General features: G+C 59.9%; 20 protein-coding genes. 9 read left to right on the top strand and 11 right to left on the bottom strand.

All coding sequences use genetic code 11. The annotated features are described in order from the left end of the window. Positions 1 to 13: 13 nt before the first annotated feature. From GPL81_RS23920 to GPL81_RS23905, 4 genes are all read right to left on the bottom strand, one after another. Positions 14 to 2,878: a multicopper oxidase domain-containing protein gene (locus tag GPL81_RS23920; protein ID WP_160108719.1), complete on the bottom strand. Its 2,865-nt coding sequence runs from the start codon at positions 2,876 to 2,878 to the stop codon at positions 14 to 16. A gap of 306 nt (positions 2,879 to 3,184) precedes the next feature. Continuing rightward, a complete protein-coding gene (locus GPL81_RS23915; protein WP_160108718.1) occupies positions 3,185 to 4,723 on the bottom strand; it encodes a DHA2 family efflux MFS transporter permease subunit in 1,539 nt (512 codons plus the stop codon). Further along, positions 4,716 to 5,915, bottom strand: a complete 1,200-nt coding sequence (locus GPL81_RS23910; RefSeq protein ID WP_160108717.1) for an HlyD family secretion protein — start codon at positions 5,913 to 5,915, stop codon at positions 4,716 to 4,718. The genes GPL81_RS23915 and GPL81_RS23910 overlap by 8 nt, the downstream gene beginning before the upstream one ends. A gap of 7 nt (positions 5,916 to 5,922) precedes the next feature. Further along, positions 5,923 to 6,372 carry a MarR family winged helix-turn-helix transcriptional regulator gene (locus GPL81_RS23905; RefSeq protein ID WP_160108716.1) on the bottom strand — a complete coding sequence of 150 codons (450 nt, stop codon included), beginning with the start codon at positions 6,370 to 6,372 and terminating at the stop codon, positions 5,923 to 5,925. A 226-nt stretch (positions 6,373 to 6,598) separates the two neighbouring features. Between GPL81_RS23905 and GPL81_RS23900 the strand changes: the two genes are divergently transcribed. Then, positions 6,599 to 7,294 (top strand): tRNA (adenine(22)-N(1))-methyltransferase, encoded by a 696-nt coding sequence (locus GPL81_RS23900; protein ID WP_281355069.1) that lies wholly within the window; start codon positions 6,599 to 6,601, stop codon positions 7,292 to 7,294. A 30-nt stretch (positions 7,295 to 7,324) separates the two neighbouring features. Here the strand turns inward: GPL81_RS23900 and GPL81_RS23895 are convergent, their stop codons facing one another. From GPL81_RS23895 to GPL81_RS23880, 4 genes are all read right to left on the bottom strand, one after another. Then, positions 7,325 to 7,810: an adenosine-specific kinase gene (locus GPL81_RS23895; protein WP_160108714.1), complete on the bottom strand. Its 486-nt coding sequence runs from the start codon at positions 7,808 to 7,810 to the stop codon at positions 7,325 to 7,327. Positions 7,811 to 8,029: 219 nt separating this feature from the next. After that, positions 8,030 to 9,103 carry an NAD(P)/FAD-dependent oxidoreductase gene (locus GPL81_RS23890; RefSeq protein WP_160108713.1) on the bottom strand — a complete coding sequence of 358 codons (1,074 nt, stop codon included), beginning with the start codon at positions 9,101 to 9,103 and terminating at the stop codon, positions 8,030 to 8,032. Between the two features lie 10 nt (positions 9,104 to 9,113). Beyond that, a complete protein-coding gene (locus GPL81_RS23885; RefSeq protein ID WP_096510657.1) occupies positions 9,114 to 9,512 on the bottom strand; it encodes a GFA family protein in 399 nt (132 codons plus the stop codon). 173 nt (positions 9,513 to 9,685) lie between these two features. Beyond that, the gene (locus GPL81_RS23880; protein ID WP_160108712.1) at positions 9,686 to 10,132 is read right to left on the bottom strand and encodes an NUDIX hydrolase; all 447 of its coding nucleotides are present in this window, start codon (positions 10,130 to 10,132) and stop codon (positions 9,686 to 9,688) included. A gap of 134 nt (positions 10,133 to 10,266) precedes the next feature. On the opposite strand from GPL81_RS23880, the gene GPL81_RS23875 reads away from it, so the two are divergent. Together GPL81_RS23875 and GPL81_RS23870 are read left to right on the top strand one after the other, a co-directional pair. Beyond that, a complete protein-coding gene (locus tag GPL81_RS23875; protein WP_160108711.1) occupies positions 10,267 to 10,632 on the top strand; it encodes an avidin-fold protein in 366 nt (121 codons plus the stop codon). Between the two features lie 243 nt (positions 10,633 to 10,875). Then, positions 10,876 to 11,337 (top strand): HvfA family oxazolone/thioamide-modified RiPP metallophore, encoded by a 462-nt coding sequence (locus GPL81_RS23870; protein ID WP_160108710.1) that lies wholly within the window; start codon positions 10,876 to 10,878, stop codon positions 11,335 to 11,337. 72 nt (positions 11,338 to 11,409) lie between these two features. Here GPL81_RS23870 and GPL81_RS23865 read toward each other — a convergent pair whose 3' ends face one another. Continuing rightward, on the bottom strand, positions 11,410 to 12,438 hold the full coding sequence (locus GPL81_RS23865; protein WP_160108709.1) for a D-cysteine desulfhydrase family protein: 1,029 nt from the start codon (positions 12,436 to 12,438) through the stop codon (positions 11,410 to 11,412). Positions 12,439 to 12,823: 385 nt separating this feature from the next. Between GPL81_RS23865 and GPL81_RS23860 the strand changes: the two genes are divergently transcribed. Further along, positions 12,824 to 14,062, top strand: a complete 1,239-nt coding sequence (locus tag GPL81_RS23860; RefSeq protein WP_246218972.1) for an MFS transporter — start codon at positions 12,824 to 12,826, stop codon at positions 14,060 to 14,062. A 178-nt stretch (positions 14,063 to 14,240) separates the two neighbouring features. On the opposite strand, the gene GPL81_RS23855 is transcribed toward GPL81_RS23860, so the two are convergent. Further along, positions 14,241 to 15,134, bottom strand: a complete 894-nt coding sequence (locus tag GPL81_RS23855; protein ID WP_160108707.1) for a LysR family transcriptional regulator — start codon at positions 15,132 to 15,134, stop codon at positions 14,241 to 14,243. Between the two features lie 262 nt (positions 15,135 to 15,396). On the opposite strand from GPL81_RS23855, the gene GPL81_RS23850 reads away from it, so the two are divergent. Genes GPL81_RS23850 through GPL81_RS23835 form a run of 4 tightly spaced genes read left to right on the top strand, consistent with a single transcriptional unit; the run spans position 15,397 to position 19,004 of the window. Further along, a complete protein-coding gene (locus GPL81_RS23850) occupies positions 15,397 to 15,711 on the top strand; it encodes a DUF485 domain-containing protein (protein WP_160108706.1) in 315 nt (104 codons plus the stop codon). Beyond that, the gene (locus GPL81_RS23845) at positions 15,708 to 17,381 is read left to right on the top strand and encodes a cation acetate symporter (RefSeq protein WP_160108705.1); all 1,674 of its coding nucleotides are present in this window, start codon (positions 15,708 to 15,710) and stop codon (positions 17,379 to 17,381) included. Before GPL81_RS23850 ends, GPL81_RS23845 begins: the two co-directional genes overlap by 4 nt. A gap of 48 nt (positions 17,382 to 17,429) precedes the next feature. Further along, positions 17,430 to 17,984 (top strand): cytochrome b, encoded by a 555-nt coding sequence (locus tag GPL81_RS23840; protein ID WP_160108704.1) that lies wholly within the window; start codon positions 17,430 to 17,432, stop codon positions 17,982 to 17,984. Positions 17,985 to 17,987: 3 nt separating this feature from the next. Next, positions 17,988 to 19,004 (top strand): NAD(P)H-dependent flavin oxidoreductase, encoded by a 1,017-nt coding sequence (locus tag GPL81_RS23835; protein ID WP_160108703.1) that lies wholly within the window; start codon positions 17,988 to 17,990, stop codon positions 19,002 to 19,004. Between the two features lie 523 nt (positions 19,005 to 19,527). On the opposite strand, the gene GPL81_RS23830 is transcribed toward GPL81_RS23835, so the two are convergent. Next, positions 19,528 to 20,415 carry a LysR family transcriptional regulator gene (locus tag GPL81_RS23830; protein WP_160108702.1) on the bottom strand — a complete coding sequence of 296 codons (888 nt, stop codon included), beginning with the start codon at positions 20,413 to 20,415 and terminating at the stop codon, positions 19,528 to 19,530. Between the two features lie 114 nt (positions 20,416 to 20,529). On the opposite strand from GPL81_RS23830, the gene GPL81_RS23825 reads away from it, so the two are divergent. Further along, positions 20,530 to 21,207, top strand: a complete 678-nt coding sequence (locus GPL81_RS23825) for an MOSC domain-containing protein (protein WP_160108701.1) — start codon at positions 20,530 to 20,532, stop codon at positions 21,205 to 21,207. The last annotated feature ends 181 nt before the right edge of the window (positions 21,208 to 21,388 follow it).

The following is a 21,388-nucleotide window of genomic DNA, read 5'->3' as shown; positions in this document are numbered from 1 at the left end:
TGGATAGACGCCGCTAGCCTTTGCCCCCTCGGACACTGCCGCTGTTATCTCCCTGGTTATTGTTGACCTTGACCTGTGGCCCGACGCCGTCTCCCGTACGGAATGTCGGTAACGCAACCGAGTCCACGAATTTCACGCCGTCCCAGCTGGGCAAGGGTGTGGGCATCAATTGGAATTGGCCCGGGTGCTCGGAGTCCCAGCGCAGCAGCATCGACGTGTCTTCATGTTGTGTGTTGTGGCAGTGCTCCATGTAGGTACCGGCAAATTCACGGATATGCATGGCCATCTCGACGTTGTCGAGGCTGTCAGGATCGGGGCCTATACGGTAGATGTCCTTGCGCGCTCCTTTTTCCCATTCTGGCGGTGCTTTGCCGCCTCGACTGAGAATGATCCCTTCCTCGAAGTGCACATGCACCGGGTGATTCCAGCCATTGCCACCGTTCTGGATCTTCCAGACTTCCAGCGTGCCTTCACCCTTGAACCCGGCCGGTGTCGGGCCGGTGGCCAGTTGTGGCGCGGCTGAAATCCGGCGCGGGTCCATGTTGAAGCCTGGGCCGCCGTCGGTCTTGATTGTCCAGGGCGCAAAATCGGTGCCGTCGGAACGGCCAAAGATAAAGGTGCGGTGCCGCGCCTGGGCAATCCGGGCGATATCGGCGGGGTCATCACGGTGCAAGGGCAGCGGGATCATGAGCTTGCCCTCGGGCTTGCCAGGCTTGGCGGGCTCGAAGTCGACCGGATTCATGCTGACATCCTGGCCGGTGTAAGGCTTGACGTTCAGTTGCATGAACCTGCCCACGCCCGGGTCACCCTTGTCCCACTGTGGCCCGTGGCTGGTTTGCCTGACGACGGGCAGGTACTTCTCGGAGAGCACATCGGCCAATGGAATGTCACCTTTGGGACGCTTGCCGTCTTCATGTTCCTCGATATTGACGAAGAAGATCTTGTCGCCCGGCTTGATGCCGTTTTTCGCGAAATCGATGACGATGTCGTAGCGTTCGGCGATGCCCTGCATCGGCAAAATGCCATTGTGGTCCTGTTTGTCGCCGTCGCCATTGAGGTCCAGGCTGCCATCGAACGGCACGGCGTGTTCCATGATATTGCCGTCGTTGGCAATCATGTGGAACGGCACCCGGTTGTAGGAAATCCCGGAGTTTTTCGGGCCGGGAAACTCGCCACCATTACCATTGACCTGACGCACCACCGCCAGCTTGAAGAAGCGCGAAACCGATCCGTTGAGAATCCGGAAACGGTAGCGGCGGGCACGTACGTCCAGGAAGGGTTTGTACTCCCAGTTGACCAGTATCTGGTCACCGAGAAAACCGTCGGTGTTGAAGGGGTTGAACCACAACTGACCGGCCTGGTCCCAGGCCTTGTCGGCGATGGTCAAGTTGATGTCATAGTCACGGTTACCCCAACCCAGTCCCGAACCGCTGGGCAAGCGCAGGTTGACCCCGTCGTTCACCGACTCGTTGCCACGGTCCACGGCGCTGTAGTAGTTCATCATCGTCGCATTGCCCTTGTAGACATTCTGCGCGGTGAAATCGAGCATGTGGTCGTGGAACCAGTGGGTACTCATGGTTTCGCGCCAGTCACCACGGATCTTGATGGTGCCGTGGTCGCAGGTCTTGAGGCCGGGATTGGTGTCGTTGACGAAAAGGGTTTCGCCAGCATCGCAGGGGAACGCTGCCCGTGCGTCCTCGGCCTTGGTATTGATGGAGTCGTAACCGGCGAACTGGATCGGCCAGCGATAGTCGTAGTACTGGCCCGGGAAGAAAAACGCGTTGGTAAAACCGTCGCTTTCCGCGGGTGAGTGGCCGTTATGTTCATGGGTGGTGATGGTATGCAGGCCAAAGCCGCGGTTGGCCGACGGGTCAATGGGCAAGGCATCGTAATGACGCATCAGCATTGCCTGGCCATAGCGTACCTGGAGCAGTTTGGGTGGAAAGGTGCCGTCGAACGTCCACAACGCGTTATGGTCCTGGACAGGGAAGTTGGGGTGAAACTGCACCTGAATGCCCTTGGTGGTGCCCTCGTTGGCCGGGTTGCCGTTGGTGTTGTGATAAAGCCCGCCTGGCGCGAATTCCCCCACGGCGTAGTTATGCCGTTGCATGCGATCACGCAAGCCACTGTTGACGTGCGCACCTGCTTGCACCGTCTTGAAAGCGTTGCGCGGGAAAAACTCGTTGTAGCGCTGGTGCGACCAGCCTTTTCCCGGTGGCCGGCCTTCTGCGGGCGAACTGACCCGACGATTGAGGAAATCCTCGATCTGCGCCTTCCAGGGGTTGTAGTCCAGCACATTGGAGTACTCAGTCGGGAAAGGCGTCAATGCCGGCTGCCTGAGAAAGGCATCCAGCGCATCCGGCGACGGGCCGCTGCGCGCCACCTTCAATGGATCTTGCGCCGGTGCCGGCCCCACCGTCGGGACCGGAAACGGAATGGGTGATGGCGGGTCGGCCGCATCCAGTTTGTTCGAGCCGAACTCCTCGAACAGTTCAAGCTTCTGTGAGAACGGTTGAGCCCCGAACACCGGGCTGGCATTGCCGTTGGTGGGAATATTGAAGCCGGTTTGCAGATTGGGCGGCAGCGCATTGTCGGCCAAGGGGGTCTTGCGGTCACCGGCCACGCCATTGGGCAAGTCGAAGGCGCTGACGTTTGCGCGAGGCTGCTTGAGCAAATTGTTCAATGCAGCCTTGGGGTCGGCGGGTGGATTAGTGAGCGCCGACGGGTCGGTAGGCGGCGGTGGATCGGTGTTGTCGAGGGGGACTGCCTGGGTCTGGGACAAGCCCAGCCCCAGCAGGATCGCGGCCGCAGAAATACTCAGCGCCAGCCTGGTTTTGGACAATGGGCCAGGTTTCAACCTTCCGGTATCCGGTTTCATCGCACACACCTCTGAGGGGTTCCTCGGAGTTTGATTCCGAGCCTGGAGGGTGACGACGCAACTTTCTTGCCAGAAGTGACAGGAAGTGAGAATTAGTTCCAGCGCCGCGTTTCCTGGTGTGTCGGCGTTTAACGAGCGCATGAAAAACCGGGTTTAAAGCCCCGCTGGCGGGGAGTGTCCCCCCCAAAACAGGGTGTACATATCCATTTTGCGAATGTACACGGGGCCTGACTGTAGGCGCTGGCTTGCCAGCGAACGCGGCGGTCCAGTCAACAAAGATGGCACCTGACCCAACGCCTTCGCGGGCTACTCCATGACCGGCGCCGGCTCTTCATTGGCCTGGATTTTCGGGGGCTTGATGATCAACAGCAGCGGCATCACCGCCAGTGACAGCACCATCAGCAGCTTGAAGTCATCAAGGTAAGCGATCCAGCTCGCTTGCACCGTGACCATCGCGTCAAGTGTCGCGCGCCCGGACGCCACCATCGGGTCCAGGTAATTCTTCATCGGCCAGGCCTCGAAGGCCCGGTTGAAAGGCGTGACGTAGGCACCGATCTGCTCATGGTTGGCCTGGATGTTCTGGGTCAGCAGCACCGTCACGATGGAGATCCCGACGCTGGAGCCAACATTTCGCGCGAGGCTATAGAGCCCGGTGCCTTCTGCGCGCAGGGAAGCGGGCAAGGTCGCGAAGGCCACGGTGGTCAATGGCACGAACAGCAGGCCCAGGCTGGTGCCTTGAATGAAGCCGACATAGATGATGGTTTGCATCGACACATCAGGTGTCCAGCCGGTCATCAAACCCATCGACAGCGCCGACAATCCCAGGCCCGCCAACAGCAACAGGCGGGTATCGACCTTGCCCAACAATTGACCGGCAAGAAACATGGTCAACATCGTCCCCAACCCGCGCGGGCCCATGACCATGCCGGCGGTCAGCACCGGATAGCCCATCAGGGTTTGCAGGTAGGGAGTCATCAGCGCCAGCGAGGCCAGGTAGGTAATGCCGACGATGAAAATGAAGATCACGCTGATCGAAAAGTTTCTGTCCTTGAACAGCTTCGGGCTGATGAAGGGGGTGTCGGTGGTAAAGGTGTGGACCACAAACACATACAGGGCGACGGCGGCCACGATGGCTTCGATCAGGATCTCACCGGACGCGAACCAGCCCAGTTGCTCGCCTCGGTCAAGGAACAGTTGCAGGGCCATGATCGCTACGCTCAGCGAACCAAAGCCCAGCCAGTCAAGGCGTGACGAGGTGTCGGTCGAGGTTTCACTGACGTAATAGACGATCCCGGCCAGTGCCAACAGGCCAATGGGCAGGTTGATGAAGAACACCCAACGCCAACTGAAATGCTCGGTCAGCCAGCCACCGAGCATCGGGCCCAACACCGGGCCGACCATGACGGACACCCCGAACAGTGCCATGGCTGACCCGCGTTCCTTGAGGCTGTAGATATCCAGCAGGATGCCCTGGGATAAAGGCACCAGGGCTGCACCGGCAAGTCCCTGGAGCAGGCGGGCGAGGATGATTTCTTCCAGCGACTGCGCCAGGCCGCATAGCATCGACGAGACGACGAAGCCGATGATGGCCCAGATCAGTACGCGTTTGCGTCCGAAGCGCCTGGCCAGGAAGGCCGAAGGCGGTGTCATGATCGCAGCCGCAACAATGTACGACGTCAGCACCCAGTTGATCTGGTCCGAACTGGCCGAGATGCTGCCTTGCATGTAGGGCAGGGCGACGTTGGCAATGGTGGTATCCAGCGCTTGCATGATCACGGCCAGCACGACGCAGGCGGTGATCATCCCGCGATGGGCCACCGGTTCTGTCGCCGGTGCATTACTCATGGGCGGTGGTCTTGCTGGCCAGCAGCCCCGAGAACGGAAGACCACGAGCCGAACCGGTATCGATCTGTGCCTGCACACTCATGCCGGTGCGCAGCGGCGGTTTTTCATCGGCATCGTCGATGCTGATGCGCACGGGAATCCGTTGCACGACCTTGACCCAGTTGCCCGTGGTGTTTTGCGCAGGCAGCAACGAGAAGCTCGAGCCCGACGCCGGGCTGATGCTTTCGACGGTGCCGTGCCACTCGACACCGGGGTAACTGTCCACGCTGATCTCCACAGGTTGACCGGGCTGCAGGTGGGTCAGCTCGGTTTCCTTGGGCGACGCCGCGACCCACAGGTGATCGGCCGACACCAGGCTGATGCCCGATTGTGGTGGTTGCAGGTAGGAACCGACTTGCAGCGAATCAACGTTGGTCACGATCCCGTCGAACGAAGCCCTGACCACCGAGTTGTTCAAATTGCGCCGGGCTTCGTCGACGGCAGCCTGGGCCTGTAGATACGCGGACTGTTGTTCGACCGGGGTTTCAATGTGCCCACCCAATTGCGCCAGCACCATTTGTGCAGTGGCTTTGGCCACGGTGATTTTTTGCCGGGTGCTGTCCAGTGCGTGCCTGGCATCGTCGAAATTGGTTTTGGACACCGCGGAAACGCTGAGCAGGGTTTGCTGGCGTTGGAAGCTGGTCTGGTAGTACGCGAGGTCGATTTGTGCCTGATCGATCTCGGCCAGCGCCTGGTTGTAATTGGCCTTGAGATTGAGGATCTGATTGCGCACGTTGCCCAGTTGCGCCTGGGCACTGGCCAACGCGATCTGGAAAGGTTCGGGCTTGAGGGTGAACAGCACCTGACCCTTGACGACCCGCTGATTGTCTTTGACATCGACCGAAGCGACCAGGCCCGAGACGTCCGTGGAGACGCCGACATGATCGGCTTGTATGTAGGCATTGTCGGTGGAAATGATTTGCCCGCCCGTGACATACAGATAGCCGCCGACCAGAAGCGCGATGGGCAGCAAGGCAAAGAGTGCCATCCGCAGCTGCCGGCGTTTCGGGTGGGCAGGGGACACATCGCTTTGGTCGTCCCCGGTCTGCCCGAGGTCGGGTTGGCGGGTCTCGGTCGAGGAGGGGGATTCCAGTCGTGACGTTGCCGGCCTTACAGGTAGCTCGGCAGGGGACTTGAGACGTTGATCAGTCATGACGGCGCTACTCCTCATCGATGGGAAGGCTGCAGGCCTTGATCAGGTTGGACCTCATCCGCTTCATCATCTGCAGCAGCAGTTGTTGCTCTTCTTCAGAGAATCCGTCGGTGGCCTCCTGGCGGGTGGCTTTGCCCATCTCACGCATGAGCTGCAACAGCGGATGGGCCTGCTCCGTCAAAAACAGCAAGGACAGGCGCCGATCCGTGGGGTGACGGCGTCGCTCCACCAGACCGCGCTCCGCCATCTTGTCCAGCAGGCGCACGAGGGTGATCGACTCCAGCTCCAGCAAATCCGCCAGCCCTTTTTGATGGATACCCTCATGGGTCGACAACATCGCCAGAACCTGCCACTGCGAGCGAGTCAGGCCCACATGCCGCGCGCGTTGCTCGAATCGTTTGCGCATCAACCGGGCGCTGTCGTGCAGGGCAAAGCCCAGTGTCAATGTGTCTGTCATGTCGGGGCCGATGGCTAAGAAGTTGGCTCATGATAGGTTAGCTTGTAATTAGCATGCTATCTAAAAATGCGAAAATTTTAATGTATTTGACCCATTGCAGCTTTTCGGGCTTAGCCAAAAGCCATGGCTCTGGTCGCACACATTTGAAATGCACGGCAATGCTCGCCACAATCGCGCCCCGATCCGGCCTCAGGTGCCGGACGTTCGTGGTGAAAAGGGGCAGCCGTTGAACGAACAGACATTGTCCATGCGCCTGGAGCGCGTGGCGGGGCATGTGCCCGCCGGTGCGCGCCTGGCCGATATCGGCTCGGATCATGGCTACCTGCCTGTGGCGTTGATGCGCCGTGGCGCCATCACGGCGGCGGTGGCCGGCGAGGTGGCACTGACGCCGTTTCGCGCGGCCGAACGTACCGTGCACGAGAACGGCCTGGAGCAGCAGATCACCGTGCGCCTGGCCGATGGCCTGGCGGCGATCGAGCCGGGAGACGGGATCACGGCGATCAGCATCTGCGGCATGGGCGGCGAGACGATCCGCGACATCCTCGACAGCGGCAAGGCGCACCTGAGCGGGCAGGAGCGCCTGATCCTGCAGCCCAACGGCGGCGAGCAGCCACTGCGCCAATGGCTGATGGAAAATGGCTACCGCATCCTCTGCGAGGACGTGCTGCGGGAAAACCATTTCGACTACGAAATCATTGTCGCCGAGCGTGCCGGTCCGGTGACGTATACCGCCGAGGAGCTGTACTTCGGCCCGCTGCAGATGCAGGCCCGCAGTCCGGCGTTCCTGGCCAAGTGGCAGCGCATGCTGCGCCAGAAGCAGAAAACCCTGACCAGCTTCGCCCGGGCGCGGCAGGCCGTGCCCGAGGAAAAGGTGCAGGATGTCGCCCGGCAGGCCCGGTGGATCACCGAGCTGTTGGCTTGAACCCGGCCCAGGGGGAATCCACGCGCCTGTTCACTGCTTGTAGCCAATCTGGCGCAACAGGTTCCGGCGCCACAGGATGTCATCGTCGCCTTCAATATCCTTGGCACAGAAGCCATCTACGACGCCCAGGATGGCTCGCCCTTGTTCCGTCTCGGCGAGAATCACTTCAGTCGGATTGGCCGTTGCACAAAAAATACGACAGACCTCTGGCACCATTTTGATGGTGTTCAACACGTTCAGCGGATAGAAACCGTCGCCCAGGAAAATGATGAAACTATGGCCCGCGGCGATGGCTTTCGCATTCTTCTGCGCCAGTTCGATCATTGAGGTATCGGTGCCCGACCATCGCACCAGGCACTTGCCGGAGGCCTCGCAAAAGGCCACGCCAAACTGGATACCCGGCACCGTATTGACCAGGGCTTCGTGGATATCCTCGATGGACTTGATGAAGTGGGTCTGACCCAGAATGAAGTTCGTCTCATCCGGCTTATCGATTTTCCACGTGATGAGTTGCATCTCGAACGCCTCCTTTCACGATGTGGCTGCCAGAGTCGGGTAACAGACCAAGCATAGCTACTCAACGGGCAACGGATTGCCATCGGTCCGCCTCTTTAAACCGGCCGGTTCAGCACCAGCAAACGTGCCGCCAATGCCGTCTAACCCTTGGCCGTTGGGCACAAGCAGATACAGTGGGGCTGGATTTGATAGCAACAGTCAGGTGTGGAGAGGGCGCCCTTACGTCTGGAAGAAACGGTCAGGGCGGCATGGACCAAGGGCAGTACAGGCGTTGTCGTCGATAATCTCCTCACTGGCAAGACGGCCCACGATCGCCGCCAGCGTGACACCGGGATGCATTGCGCACACATACACACCGCCGATACCGGGTAGATAGCCAATGATAGGCGTGCCATCGACAGGCATGGGTCTGAGTCCGACGCAGGCCAATTCCGGTTCAATGGAAATGAACCCATGGAGTTCGTTCCGGATGGCCCTGGCGGTTCGTAGCGCTATCGCGGCTGGCTGGTTTTCCAACGCGTCGCCCAGATAATCCTCCGCCGCCAGCAACGTACCCTCCGCACATTGCCTCACTTCCATTTCAGGGCTGGAGATGAGGGTGCGCACGAGATTGGGTTGTGATGGGTAGCGGATGAAGATAGCCGGAGAGGCCTCTATGGGCAGGGACATGTTTAGCGTCTGCGTCAGTTTCGTGATGCCAGTCCCGGCTGCCAATACGACAATGTCGGCCTCGATGATGCCCTTCGCGGTTTCGACGCCCGTCACCTTTGTGTTCTGAGTGGTAAAGCCGAGAACCCGAGTCTGCGTGAGCAGCTTCGCCCCATGAGCCCGGGCACCTGCGATCAAGGCATGGGTGGCTTGCACCGTATCCAGCGCGCCTTCTTCGGCTGCATACACAGCATGTTCAGGGGGATTCTTGAGGTTTGGCTCAAGGCCGAGAATTTCGGGACGGGATACCAGGGTTGGCGAAGACTGATTACCTGAGGCTTGCAGCACTTCTACCAGGTTCGTGCTGTAAGACAGGGCACCTGTCCATCGTACCTTCAGGTCAGGCAGCTCTGCTTCCAGTCGGCGGTACTCGTTGATGGCTGCACCGCGCAATGACGCGATGGGATCGGGCCCACTGTGTGAGGTGTTGATCCAGGCGAATGAGGTTGCAGTCACGCCGGACGCAATACCTTCAGCCTCGACCACGGTGACATTCGCGCCTTTGCTGGCCAGGTGGTACGCCAGGGAGGCGCCCACGATGCCTGCGCCAATGACGATGACTCGTTTGTCTACGCCATTCGCCATATCAACCTCCCTATTGTCGATCCGGCTGCCATTGTGAATATTTAGGGAGACCTTCGCCCTCCAGCCACGCTACGTCATGCTCTGTCCAGATGTGATATTCGGGTCTGGAGCCAGGTTCCTCGTCCAACGTAGCTACGCGCACGATCATTGCGCTTGAGCCGTCGCGCTCAGCTGCAAGGTGCGATCCGCAGTGGGAGCAGAAGTGTCGGGTCTTCCCGGGAGATGACTCGAAAGCCCTCAATGCGTCTTGGCCTTGAGTCCATCTGAAATGCTCCCTGAGCACGCCAGCCGTGGAGACGTAGGCAGCGGCATGGGTCTTGCGGCAGGTGATGCAATGACAATGGCTGATAGGCATATCGATGCTGTCGATCTCATAACCTACGGCCCCACAAGCGCAGCTTCCTTTCATTCATCCTCCAATGTCGTCACGGTGCGAACATGATGGTCGCCATCGTAAACCGAACCAGGCAGTGGCTGGAACGCTACGTGGAACGTGTCCGTGCGACATCATGCTTTGGATAACTAATAGCCGTTGGGCGCAAGCAGATCCAGTGGGGCGGGATGTGATAACTACAGTTTGCTTCACTCCAACAGCGAAGCTTTCTTGAGCAGATCGTAAAGCCCTTCAGGTACTAGCGGTGATTCAGCGGTGAAGCAGGAGCTGGAGCACCACGTGGCCCTGAACGATGCCCCGTCGCTTTCATGGCCTTGCAGCCAAGGTTTCTCATAGGTGTTTGCGTCGTCAAACCTTGCATCGTAGACCTGGACGATCTCGTGTCCCGGCTTGCCCGCGTAGGTGAAAATACTTTCCAGAGTGCCAATCAGTCGAACGTCGCTGATCGAAAGGCCCAGTTCTTCCTGAACTTCCCGGACGATGGCATCGACACTCCTTTCGCCGAATTCAATGCCGCCGCCAATGGGGCGAAAGAGCGTGCGCTTTTCGACGTCATCGGTGAATCGGTTGACCAGTATTTTTCCGTGGTGGTGAAAGATGCACAGAGCGAGGGGGCGTATGCGGTGTTCAGGCACGAGTAAAAATTCCCTTTTGACGTGAGGGCGCAGAGGGTACTGCATTCCACCCGTCGTTGGGGCCAGTCGCGAGAAAATGGATTAGTCTCCTCCGAGACCGTAATGGAACACCATCACTCAAGGACGCGACATCTATGGAAACTCCCTTTTCTCAAATCAGCGAGCGTTTGCACAATCGCCGATTCACGGTAGCGGGCAATGCCCAGGGGCTGTCCGGTGCGGGCACAGTCTTTCATTACAAGGTCGAGCAAGATGCCATTTCGGGCACTTATCAGGGCGGGCGGATCCGCATCGGCAATCAAGTCGGGCGCGTGACAGGCCCCGATACCATTGAGCTGCTTTTTCAGTGTTTGACGACGGAGGGCGAGATTCTTTCCGGATGGTCGCGTGGCACGGTGGGCGTTGAACACGCGGGACGTACCACGCTGAGCTTCGTTTGGGGGTGGCTGTCGGGTGCGACTGGCGGAGGGGAGTCGAGCTACGTTGAGCTTGTCGCTTAGCACTGATCGTTGCGCGAACATCTTTCAGGAGAAAAAACAGGGCATGTGTATCGCTGTGTATCCGAACCCCCTGTACGGAGACTCGCTTACAAATGCCCCTCGATCCGGATACATCCGGGATACACGGTTGCAGTCAAATAGCCCTGCCTTAGCGAGAAAGCAAACGCACTCGCACCACGGCTTATCGCCCTTGTGGCATGACCCTAAGCGGCCTGGCCGCACACTGTATCCGGAGTAATAACCATGTCCCGTATGTCGAACAAATCCCGTATTGGCCTGATCGCAGTTGCACTGGCCGGCAGCATGAGCCTCGCTTCCACCGTCTTTGCCGCTGAAGCGATGCCTCAGGGCTACCAACTGGCCTCCGCCGAAAAAACCAGCGAAGGCAAGTGTGGCGAAGGCAAGTGCGGCGCCAGCGAAACCGGTGCCAAAGTGACCAAGGCCGGTGAAGGCAAATGCGGTGAAGGCAAATGCGGCGACGCTTCCTTCGCCCGCACCGACACCGACCACGACGGCCGCGTTTCCCTGAAAGAACTGCTGGCCGTGGCCCCACAGGGCGGTGAAGAATTCAAGGCGATGGACACCAACGGCGACGGCTTCCTCTCCGAAGGCGAGGTCTACAAATACCGCACCAACCAGTACATCTCCAACGGCAAGAAAGTACCGACCGAGCTGTTCACCAAAATGAGCAAAGCCCAGGGCTGATGGTGCTGAGTGAATCCAACCTCCCCAGGTTCGAAACCGGGGAGGTTTTTTTATGCCTGCACAAATACCCGATCAGTCGAAAGCACGGCGGTAGGCAAAAATCCCGGGTAGTCCACCCGTCATTACAAACAGCAGGTTGCTGCCCACCGGGTAATCGCCCCGGCGCACGGCGGCGAGCAAACCGGCAAACGCCTTGCCGCCATAGACCGGATCGGTGAGCAAGCCTTCATGGGACGCCAGCAGGCGCACGGCTTCGAGCATGGCTTCGGTCGGTGCGCCATAGGCCTCACCGCGTTGGCTGCCATCCACCTTGATCGCGTTTTCGGCCAGCGGAGTGGCGCAGGCGAGGAGCTGCAGCACCTGTCGGGTTTTTTCCAGGGTCAAGGTCGACGCTTGTTCTTCGGTTGCCAATACCGAGTAGCCGGTGATTTTCGTGGATGACTGCGCCAGCGTGACACCGGCCAACAATCCCGAATGAGTGCCGGCGCTGCCGTTGGGAACGATGATTTGGTCGAACTGGATGTCGAGCGCATCCGCCTGGCGCAGGATCTCGGCGGCACAGGCGGCATAGCCGAGGCTGCCTCGGGGGCTGGAGCCACCCAAGGGCATGACAAAGGGTTTCTTGCCTTGGCGTTTGAGTTTTTCGAGCAACTCGGCGGCGTAGGCATCCGGTGCGGCGCCGGGGGCCAGCCGATGAATCTTCGCGCCAAACAGGGCGTCCAGCACGACGTTGCCGTTGTGACAGAAGTCCTCGTCGGTACGCACGGCCGAGGGGGTCAAAATCAGTTCGCAAGCCAGGCCCTGGCGCGCGGCGACGGCAGCGGTCAGCCGTGCATGGTTGGATTGCAGGCCGCCCCAGGTCACCAGGGTGTCGGCGCCCTCGGCCAGTGCTTCGCCGAGGAGGAATTCCAGTTTGCGCAGCTTGTTGCCACCGCCGCCGAGGCCGGTCAGGTCATCGCGTTTGACGTAGAGGTTGCAGCCATTCAGTTCGGGCAACTGGCTCAATCGCGACAGCTTTTGGACCGGTGTCGGGCCTTCGAGCAAGGTCGCCCGGGGGTATGCGGCGAGGGCGGCATCGAGGTGGGTCAAGTCGTGGGGCATGAAGGAGCACTCTTGGCGTGAGGGGACGGAGTGGATCGATCACTGTAAGAAGCCGTGGTTTGAAGATATACCGTTATCCCGGAATTACTCTTGATACACCGTGTAATCAAACAACACCGCTGCGGTGGATGTACCCAATCCCTGTGGGAGCGGGCTTGCCCGCGAAGGGGCCGGCACATCCAGCATCACCTTTACCTGATACACCGCTTTCGCTGGCAAGCCAGCTCCTACAGGGCCTGCGTTGGTCAGAAAAACAGGTGAATATCCCCAGTTCCCACAGGATGTATCTTTTTTACAGATAACACTTGCCTGTTTAATTCGTTTCTTTAGATATCACGCTCGCGCGTAGAGTCGCCCCAACTGAAAAACAGAAGGGATGAACAGCGTGAAGAACTATGCCGATCGTAATCTTCCCTATTGGCGCCGCAACCTGGCCGTTTGCGTGTTTGGCTCATTCACCACGCTGGTGAGCCTGAGCATGCTGCTGCCGTTCCTGCCGCTTTACGTGCAACAACTGGGCGTCACGGCTCAGGCCGACGTGGTGCAGTGGTCGGCCGTGGCCTTCGGTGCGACGTTTTTTGGTACAGCGATTACCGCGCCGTTGTGGGGCCGGCTGGCGGATCGTTACGGTCGCAAGCCGATGCTTATACGCGCGGCCATCGGCATGGCAATTGTGATGTCGCTGATCGGGCTGGCGCGGGACGTCACCGACCTGGTGCTGCTGCGCCTGGTCGCCGGGCTGATTGGTGGTTACGCCTCAGCGTCCATTGTGATGATTGGTTCCCAGGTGCCGCGAGAGAAAGCGGGTTGGGCGCTGGGCATTCTCTCGACCGGCGCCTTGTCCGGCAATCTGATCGGGCCATTGGTGGGTGGGTTTTTGCCGCAACTGGTCGGGATTCGCGGCACTTTTTTTGTCGGTGGCGCGATGATCGCCGTGGCGGCGATCACCACGATTGTGCTGATTCGCGAAGATTTCGAGCGCGGAGTGGACGGGGCGCGGCGCGACAAAAAAACTCAAGGGGAGGCGGCGGGTTCCCGCTGGCCGATCATTGCCGCGTTGCTGATGACGGCGATGATGGTGCTGCTGGCCAACATGTCGATCGAGCCGATCATCACCGTCTACATCGGTCACTTGGGCGTGGCCCTCGACGATCAGGCGCGGATAGCCGGGGTGGTGATGGCCTGTTCGGCACTGGGCAGCATATTGACCGCCGCCAGGCTGGGGGCGCTGGCTGATCGTGTCGGCAGTTGGAACGTGATCATCGGTTGCCTGGTGTTGACCGGTATCGTCATGGTGCCTCAGGCGTTTGTCACGCAATGGTGGCAACTGGCGGTGTTACGCGGCTTGATGGGCATGACTATCGCCGGGCTCTTGCCCGCGATTGCCAAGTTGATCCGGCAGTCGGTGGAAGAACACAACACCGGGAAAATCCTGGGTTATCTGCAATCGGCGCAGTTTTCCGGGCAGGTCATCGGGCCACTGATCGGCGGCCAGATCGGCGCGCATTTCGGTTTGCATCACGTGTTCCTGGTGACCGGTGCGTTGTTGGTGCTGTGTGCTGGCATCAACGGCTGGGTGAGGAGCCGGTTTTTCACGGTAACGGTCGCTACAGTGCAACGGTAAACATGGGATGTTCACTTGTGGCGAGGGGATTTATCCCCGTTGGGTTGCGAAGCAGCCCCCGGCGTCCATTCAAACGGACTGAGTGTCGTGGATTAACGACTGCTTCGCAGCCGAACGGGGATAAATCCCCTCGCCACGGATTTTTTGCTCCCCAGGAAATTGTCTCCAGTGAACGGTATTACACGGTAGCTGGGTGCGGGGCAGCGACGGCGTCCTCACGTACGCTGTGCAGAAATGTGGCCAGCGCGCTGGAGAAATAGCCGTCGATGCGCCGCACGAACACCGTCTCCACTTGCGCCAGTTCCGGCGCCAGCTCATGCACCGCCACCAAGCCTTCGCGGGCCGCGGTGGCCACGACACCCCGGGGCAGCAGCGTGACTCCGACTCCCGCTGATACGCAGGCAATAATGGCTTCGATCGAGCCGAATTCCAGCGGCTCGGGGGCGACGATACCGAGGCTGGTCAACAGTGTGTCGAGGCGTTGGCGGTAGGAGCAGCCGATGCGAAACACCACGGTCTTCAGATTCTCGACCGCAGCGACATCATCCAGGCTGCGCAGGGCTGGTGAGGTGACCAGCACCAACTCTTCGCGAAATGCTTCTTCGCTGTGCAGTTCCGGATGATTGACCGGTCCTACGACGAACGCGCCTTCGAGCTTACAGTCGATGACACCCTGAATCAGGCTGCACGTGGTGCCGGTGCGCACCACCGGGCGAACCTCGGGGTAAGCCTTGGCGAACTGGGCGATCAGGCGTGGCAGGCGCAGGGCCAAGGTGGTTTCCAGCGTGCCGATCTCCAGCACGCCTTTGGGATGGCCGTCATCCCGGGCAGCGCTGGAGGCATCGAGCAGCAATTTCGAGAGCCGTGCGGCGAAGGGCAGGATGCGGCGGCCGGCAGGCGTCACCTGCACACCCTTGGCGCTGCGTTGAAACAGCGTTACCCCAAGTTCGTCTTCCAGCGAGCGAATCCGCGCCGAAACGTTCGACTGGACAGTGTTCAGCTCACTGGCGGCCTTGTTCATGCTGCCATGGCGCGCGACGGCATCCAGCACCTTCAGATCCGCTACATCCATCGAACTCACCTATCTCTAAAAATAATAACTGCGACTCAAGCTAAAGCTTCTTTGAGATTAGTGTCAGAGGGTCGGGAAGGCAAGCAAGAAGAGGATACAGATTCACCAAAAGCGATCAACTGAATCACAAATGATCATTTTACATGATCAATGGCCGGGCATAGGTTGAAGGGGCACAGATACCGCAGCCAGTGGCGGATCGAGTCTTCGAGTCTGAGGCTGTGGAACAACAATAACGTCACCACTGCAACACGGAGTCAACGTGAACCATGCAACCGAATCAGCCAGAATTCGCAATCATCCCCGTTACAAGGAACTGGTCTCGCGGCAGCGACGATTCGTCACCGGCCTTACCGCCGCCACCCTTGTCCCGTACTTCACGTTTATCCTCGTCGCCGCTTTCGCCCCCCACCTGCTAGCGACGAAGCTTTCCGCCACCAGCATCATCAACATCGGCTGGCCGCTGGGTCTGGTGTTTATCGTCGGCGCCTGGTTGTTCACCGGGCTGTACATCCTGCGAGCCAACGGCGAGTTCGATGAGCTGACCGCACACATCCGCGCGGGGGCCATCGTATGAAACACCTCCTGCGAAACCTCATCCTTCCCGTTCTGCTGAGCACATTGGCGGCGCGCGCCATGGCCGGTGACGTGCTGCAGAACGTCGAAAAACAACCGATCAACATCACCGCGATCAGCATGTTCCTGGTGTTTGTCGTAACGACCCTCGGCATCACGTGGTGGGCCGCTTCCAAGACCAAATCCATGGACGATTTCTACAACGCCGGCGGTGGTATCACCGGCTTCCAGAACGGCCTGGCGCTGGCCGGTGACTACATGTCGGCGGCGGCGCTGCTGGGCGTCACCAGCATGATCTTCTTCAACGGTTTCGATGGTGTGCTGTACTCGATCAGCTTCTTCGTCGCCTGGCCGTTGCTGTTGTTCCTGTTCGCCGAGCGCATCCGCAATCTGGGGCGCATCACCCTGTCCGACATTGCGTCGTTCCGCCTCGATCAAAACCGCATCCGCACCATGACGGCCTTCGGCTCGCTGACGGTGGTGTGCTTTTACCTGGTGGTGCAGATGGTCGGTGCCGGGCAACTGATCCAGTTGTTGTTCGGCCTGCCTTACAACTACGCGGTCGTCGCCGTCGGTTTGTTGATGGCGGTCTACGTCACCTTTGGCGGGATGGTCGCCACCACCTGGGTGCAGATCATCAAGGCCGGTTTGCTGTTGTTGGGCGGAACCTTGCTGGCGTTTCTGGCGCTGAGCAAGTTCGGTTTTTCCTTCGACCTGTTGTTCGAGAAAGCGGTGGCCGCGCACCACGATGGCGAGAAAATCCTGCTGCCGAGCAAACTGGTGGCCGACCCGCTGTCGCTGATCTCGTTGTCACTGGGCCTGGTGTTCGGCACGGCGGGATTGCCGCACATTCTCATGCGTTTCTTTACGGTGCCGGACGCCAAACAGGCGCGTAAATCGGTATTCGTCGCCACGGGCTTCATCGGCTTCTTCTACTTGATCGTTGCCGTGCTGGGCCTGGCCGCCATCGTCATCGTCGGGCAGGATCCGGCCTTCTACGAGTCCGGCAATCTGGCCGGCAAGCTCATCGGCGGCGGCAACATGCCGGTGATGCACCTGGCCAAGGCCGTGGGCGGCGATCTGCTGCTCGGCTTCATCTCCGCCGTGGCGTTCGCGACGATTCTGGCGGTGGTGTCCGGGCTGACCATGGCCGGCACCTCGGCGATTTCCCATGACCTGTACGTGATGGTGGTCAAGAAGGGCAAAGCCGATGCCCGGGACGAGCGCCGAGTCTCGCGGATCGCCTCGGTGGGCATCGGCATCGTCGCCGTGGTGCTGGGGATCCTGTTCAAGGACCAGAACATCGCCTTTCTGGTGGCGCTGACCTTCGGCGTGGCGGCTTCGGTCAATTTCCCGGTCCTCGTGCTCTCGATGTACTGGAAGGGGCTGACCACCCGTGGTGCATTGATCGGCGGTGTCGCCGGGCTGATCAGCGCGGTCGGCCTGGTGATTCTCTCGCCTGCGGTCTGGGTCAAGGTGCTGGACAATGCCGACGCAATCTTCCCCTATGACTACCCGGCGATCATCTCGATGAACGTGGCGTTCTTCTTCACCTGGCTGGGCTCGGTCACCGACCGCAGCCACGGGGCAGGGCTTGAGCGCGAGCGTTTCGACGACCAGTTGATCCGTGCCCGGACAGGGCTCGGGGCTGCGCAGGCCGTCAATCACTAAGGTCTTCGCGTCCCAACTATTTTGCGAACTCTGCAAAAGGAGTCAGCCATGCAACTAAGAGACAATGGCCTGAGATTTTCACCCATCACCGTCACATTGCACTGGGTCGTGGCGTTTTCGCTGCTGGGGATTTTCATCCTTCAAGTGTTGATCGGCCACGCGTCCAGTGCGGCACTGCAACAGGAACTTGGCAGGGTGCAAAACCTGTTGGGCCTGATGCTGTTCCTCGTGTCGACCTATCGGTTCTGGGCGCGGATCACCGCTTACCATCCGTTGCCGGTGGGCACCCCCAACCCCATCGAAGTGATCATCAGCCGCTCGGTGGCGGTGTCGCTGGCCCTGGCGATGGTGCTGTTGCCCATCGCAGTGTGGGCATCGCGCGCTGCAGCCGGGGAAGTGGTGGAGCTGCCCGGCGGCTGGGGGATTCCAACCGTACTGCCCGCCAACCCAGCGTTGAAGCAGGTGGTCGATGGACTGTTCGATATCGGCGCCACGGCGTTTCTCGCCGGGCTGGCGCTGCACATCTTCGGCGCGGTCAAGAATCACTTTCTCCTGAAGAACAACACGCTCAAGCGGATGCTTGGCAAACATGTGGAGCTGTGAGTCATGAGCGAATTCGATTTTGCGGGTAACGCCGTCACCCGGCTCTGCGGCGTGAAGTACCCGATTTTTCTCGGCGGCATGGCGGCGATTTCCGGTCCGCAACTGGTCGGGGCCGTGGCCAATGCCGGGGGCATGGGCGTGATTGGCGGCTTGCGTTTGCCGCCCTTGGCTTTGCGTCGCTGGATTCAGGAAACCCGCGCGCTGACCGACAAACCTTTCGGCGTGAACCTGGTGCCGCAATTCGGTGGCCCGGATGTTTTCGAAGCGCAGTTCCAGGTGATCCTCAAGGAGAAGCCCAAACTGCTGTCGCTGTTTTATGCCGAGAAGTATTCCGCCCACATGATCCCCCGGGCGAAAGACGCCGGGATGGTGGTCATGGTGCAGGCGGGGTCGGTGGAGTTGGCCCACATTGCCATCGCCCAGGGTGCCGACATCATCATCGCCCAAGGCAGTGAAAGTGGCGGTCACCTCAATCGCGGCACCATTGGCATCATGCCGTTGTTGACCTCGATCCTCGGCGTTTGCGAGGGCCGGCCGGTGTTGGCTGCCGGTGGTATCACCCATGGCGACGATGTTCGGGCGCTGATGTCGCTCGGTGCCTCGGGGGTGGTGGTGGGTACCGCATTCATTGCCACCGATGAGTCCAATGCGCATCCGCTGTACAAGCAGAAGATCGTCGAGGCAACCACCGATGACACCGAGTACCGCACCGGCTATTCCTTCGGCTGGACCTACGGCACACCGCACCGGGTGATCCCCAACCGGGACAAGTGGAACCTGCTGCGCTTCATCGGTGGCGGCGCCCGGGTCATCGACAAGCCGCGCATGGCTGAAAAGCTGTCGCTGTATGCGGGGCAGGGCGTCGGCAAGATCCACAGTGTGGTGCCGGCGGCCGAGCGGGTGGCGGAGCTTGCTCGAGGCGTTTCGATAGCACCGGGTCGGTTGGAGATTGGCGTCACCGACTATGCCGCGACGGGGCGAATTCTGAACGAGCAACGAAGAACGCTCGGCTGGCAATAATCCCCTGTGGGAGCGAGCCTGCTCGCGAAGACGGCGGCACAATCAACATCAATGTTGACTGACCCGACGCTTTCGCGAGCAGGCTCGCTCCCACAGTTTTGATCTTCAGTGAACGCGAATTCTGCGACCAACAGAGATCCCCTGTGGGAGCGAGCCTGCTCGCGAAGACGGCGGCACAATCAACATCAATGTTGACTGACTCGGCGCTTTCGCGAGCAGGCTCGCTCCCACAGTTTTGATCTACAGTGAACGCGAATTCTGCGATCAACAGAGATCCCCTGTGGGAGCGAGCCTGCTCGCGAAGACGGCGGCACAATCAACATCGATGTCGACTGACCCGACGCTTTCGCGAGCAGGCTCGCTCCCACAGTTTTGATCTTCAGTGAACGCGAATTCTGCGACCAACAGAGATCCCCTGTGGGAGCGAGCCTGCTCGCGAAGACGGTGGAACAGTCAACATCGATGTCGACTGACCCGACGCTATCGCAAGCAGGCTCGCTCCCACAGTGGTCATCGGTGTTGTTCAAACCATCGCCGGTTGCGCAATCTGCTGTTGCGCCAAACCAATGAACGCACTCATTGCCGAAGTGATCATCGAGTCATTGCGGCGGATGAACACGGTGGAGACGTTGGCGAACTCCGGCGGTAGCGTGTGCCAGCGAATTCCGTGGCGCACACTGCAGTTTTCCGCAATGGCCTTGGGCAGCAAGGTCACGCCCATGCCCGCCGCGACACAGGACAGGATGCCGTCGAGAGTGCCCAGTTCCATGATCTGGTTAGGCACCAGTCCCACCTGATAGAACCAGTTTTCCAGGGTCGAGCGATAGAAGCAGCCCGTGCGGAACACCAGCACCGTCTGCTGGGGCATTTTCTCCATCAGCGCCGGCAGGGAATCGAACTGGTTACTACTCACCAACACCAGCTCTTCGCTAAACACCTCTTCTTGGGCCAGCGCCGAGTTCTGGTGGAAGCCACCCACAAAGGCACCGTCGAGCCGGTGCGCTTCAATCGCCTTGATCAGTTCCACTGTGGTGCCGGTCAGCAACGACAACTGCACGTCAGGATATTGCTCGCGGTACTTGGTCAGCACCTGCGGCAAGCGTATGGCAGCAGTGGTTTCCATCGACCCCAGTCGCAGCAGACCCGTCGGGCTGCCGGTGTCCATCAAGGCGCTGCGGCTTTCTTCGGTCAACTGCAGGATGCGTCGCGCATAGCCGAGGAACGTCTCGCCCGCCGACGTCAGCACCACTCCGGACTTCTTGCGAATAAACAACTCGCGATTGAGTTCCGCTTCCAGCTCTTTCACGCGCATGGTCACGTTGGACTGCACCGTATTCACCTGCAACGCCGCGGCGGTGAAGCTGCCCAGCTCGGCCACGGCGCAGAAAATCTTCAGTTGGCGCATTTCCATGATCGTCACCATCCATCATAAAAAGTGATTGTGAGCATATTTAACGATCACTTTACGGCCGTCGACAACGATTAGTAAAGTGACCGAAACCGGATAATGAGCGCCGTTCGACCCATGACACTGACTTCGAAAATTGACCACGTCTTCGCCGGTGGCCTGGGGGTATTGCAGCCCGAGGGGCAATGCACGGGCTTCTTCAAGCGGCGTCACGAAGGTCCCGTCCGCGTAGAGCTGCACGGGATCGTCGGTGACCAGCACGGCGACACCCGGGTACACGGTGGTCCGGAAAAAGCCGTGCATCAATACGCGGCGCAGAACTACGCGCGACTGGCTCAGGCCTTTGCCCACAGCGCCCCGCAACTGGTGGCGGGCAGCCTGGGGGAGAATATTTCCGCGTTCGGCCTCTCTGAATGCAACGTGCACATCGGTGATGTGTTCCAGGTCGGCAGCACGGTATTGCAGGTGTCCCAGCCGCGCAGCCCGTGCTGGAAGATCAACCACCGTTTTGATGCCGAGCACCTGTCGATGTTCGTCGCCAGGGAGCGCATCACCGGTTGGTATTACCGCGTTCTTCAGCCGGGCTTTCTGCAGGCGGGGGACAGGATTGAACTGCTGGAACGGCATACCGAGCATTTTTCCATCGACCGGTTCTGGCAGGTGCAGCTGTCGCACCGGCCGGTGATCGATGATCTGCTGGCGCTGGCGACCGTGCGGGGCCTGGCCGAGGACTGGAAGCGGCGATTGTCCGAACGGGCGAAGTATCTGCAAAAGCGCGTCGCAAGCGATTCCTGATTCCGCTTGCGGGTATCAATCGAAACGGCGACCTGGCTGTTCTATCCCTGTAGGAGCTGGCTTGCCAGCGAGGCGGCCTGACAGCCGACCTGTCTTTTGTTGACTGAGTACATATCCATTCCTGCGGTAACGGCCATTTAGGGTTTCGCCCTTACGGCGAGTCACTTGGAAGAACGGAACG

The organism is Pseudomonas izuensis, from assembly GCF_009861505.1.
Taxonomy (GTDB): Bacteria; Pseudomonadota; Gammaproteobacteria; order Pseudomonadales; family Pseudomonadaceae; genus Aquipseudomonas; species Aquipseudomonas izuensis.
This window is presented reverse-complemented; position numbering and strand designations above follow the sequence as displayed.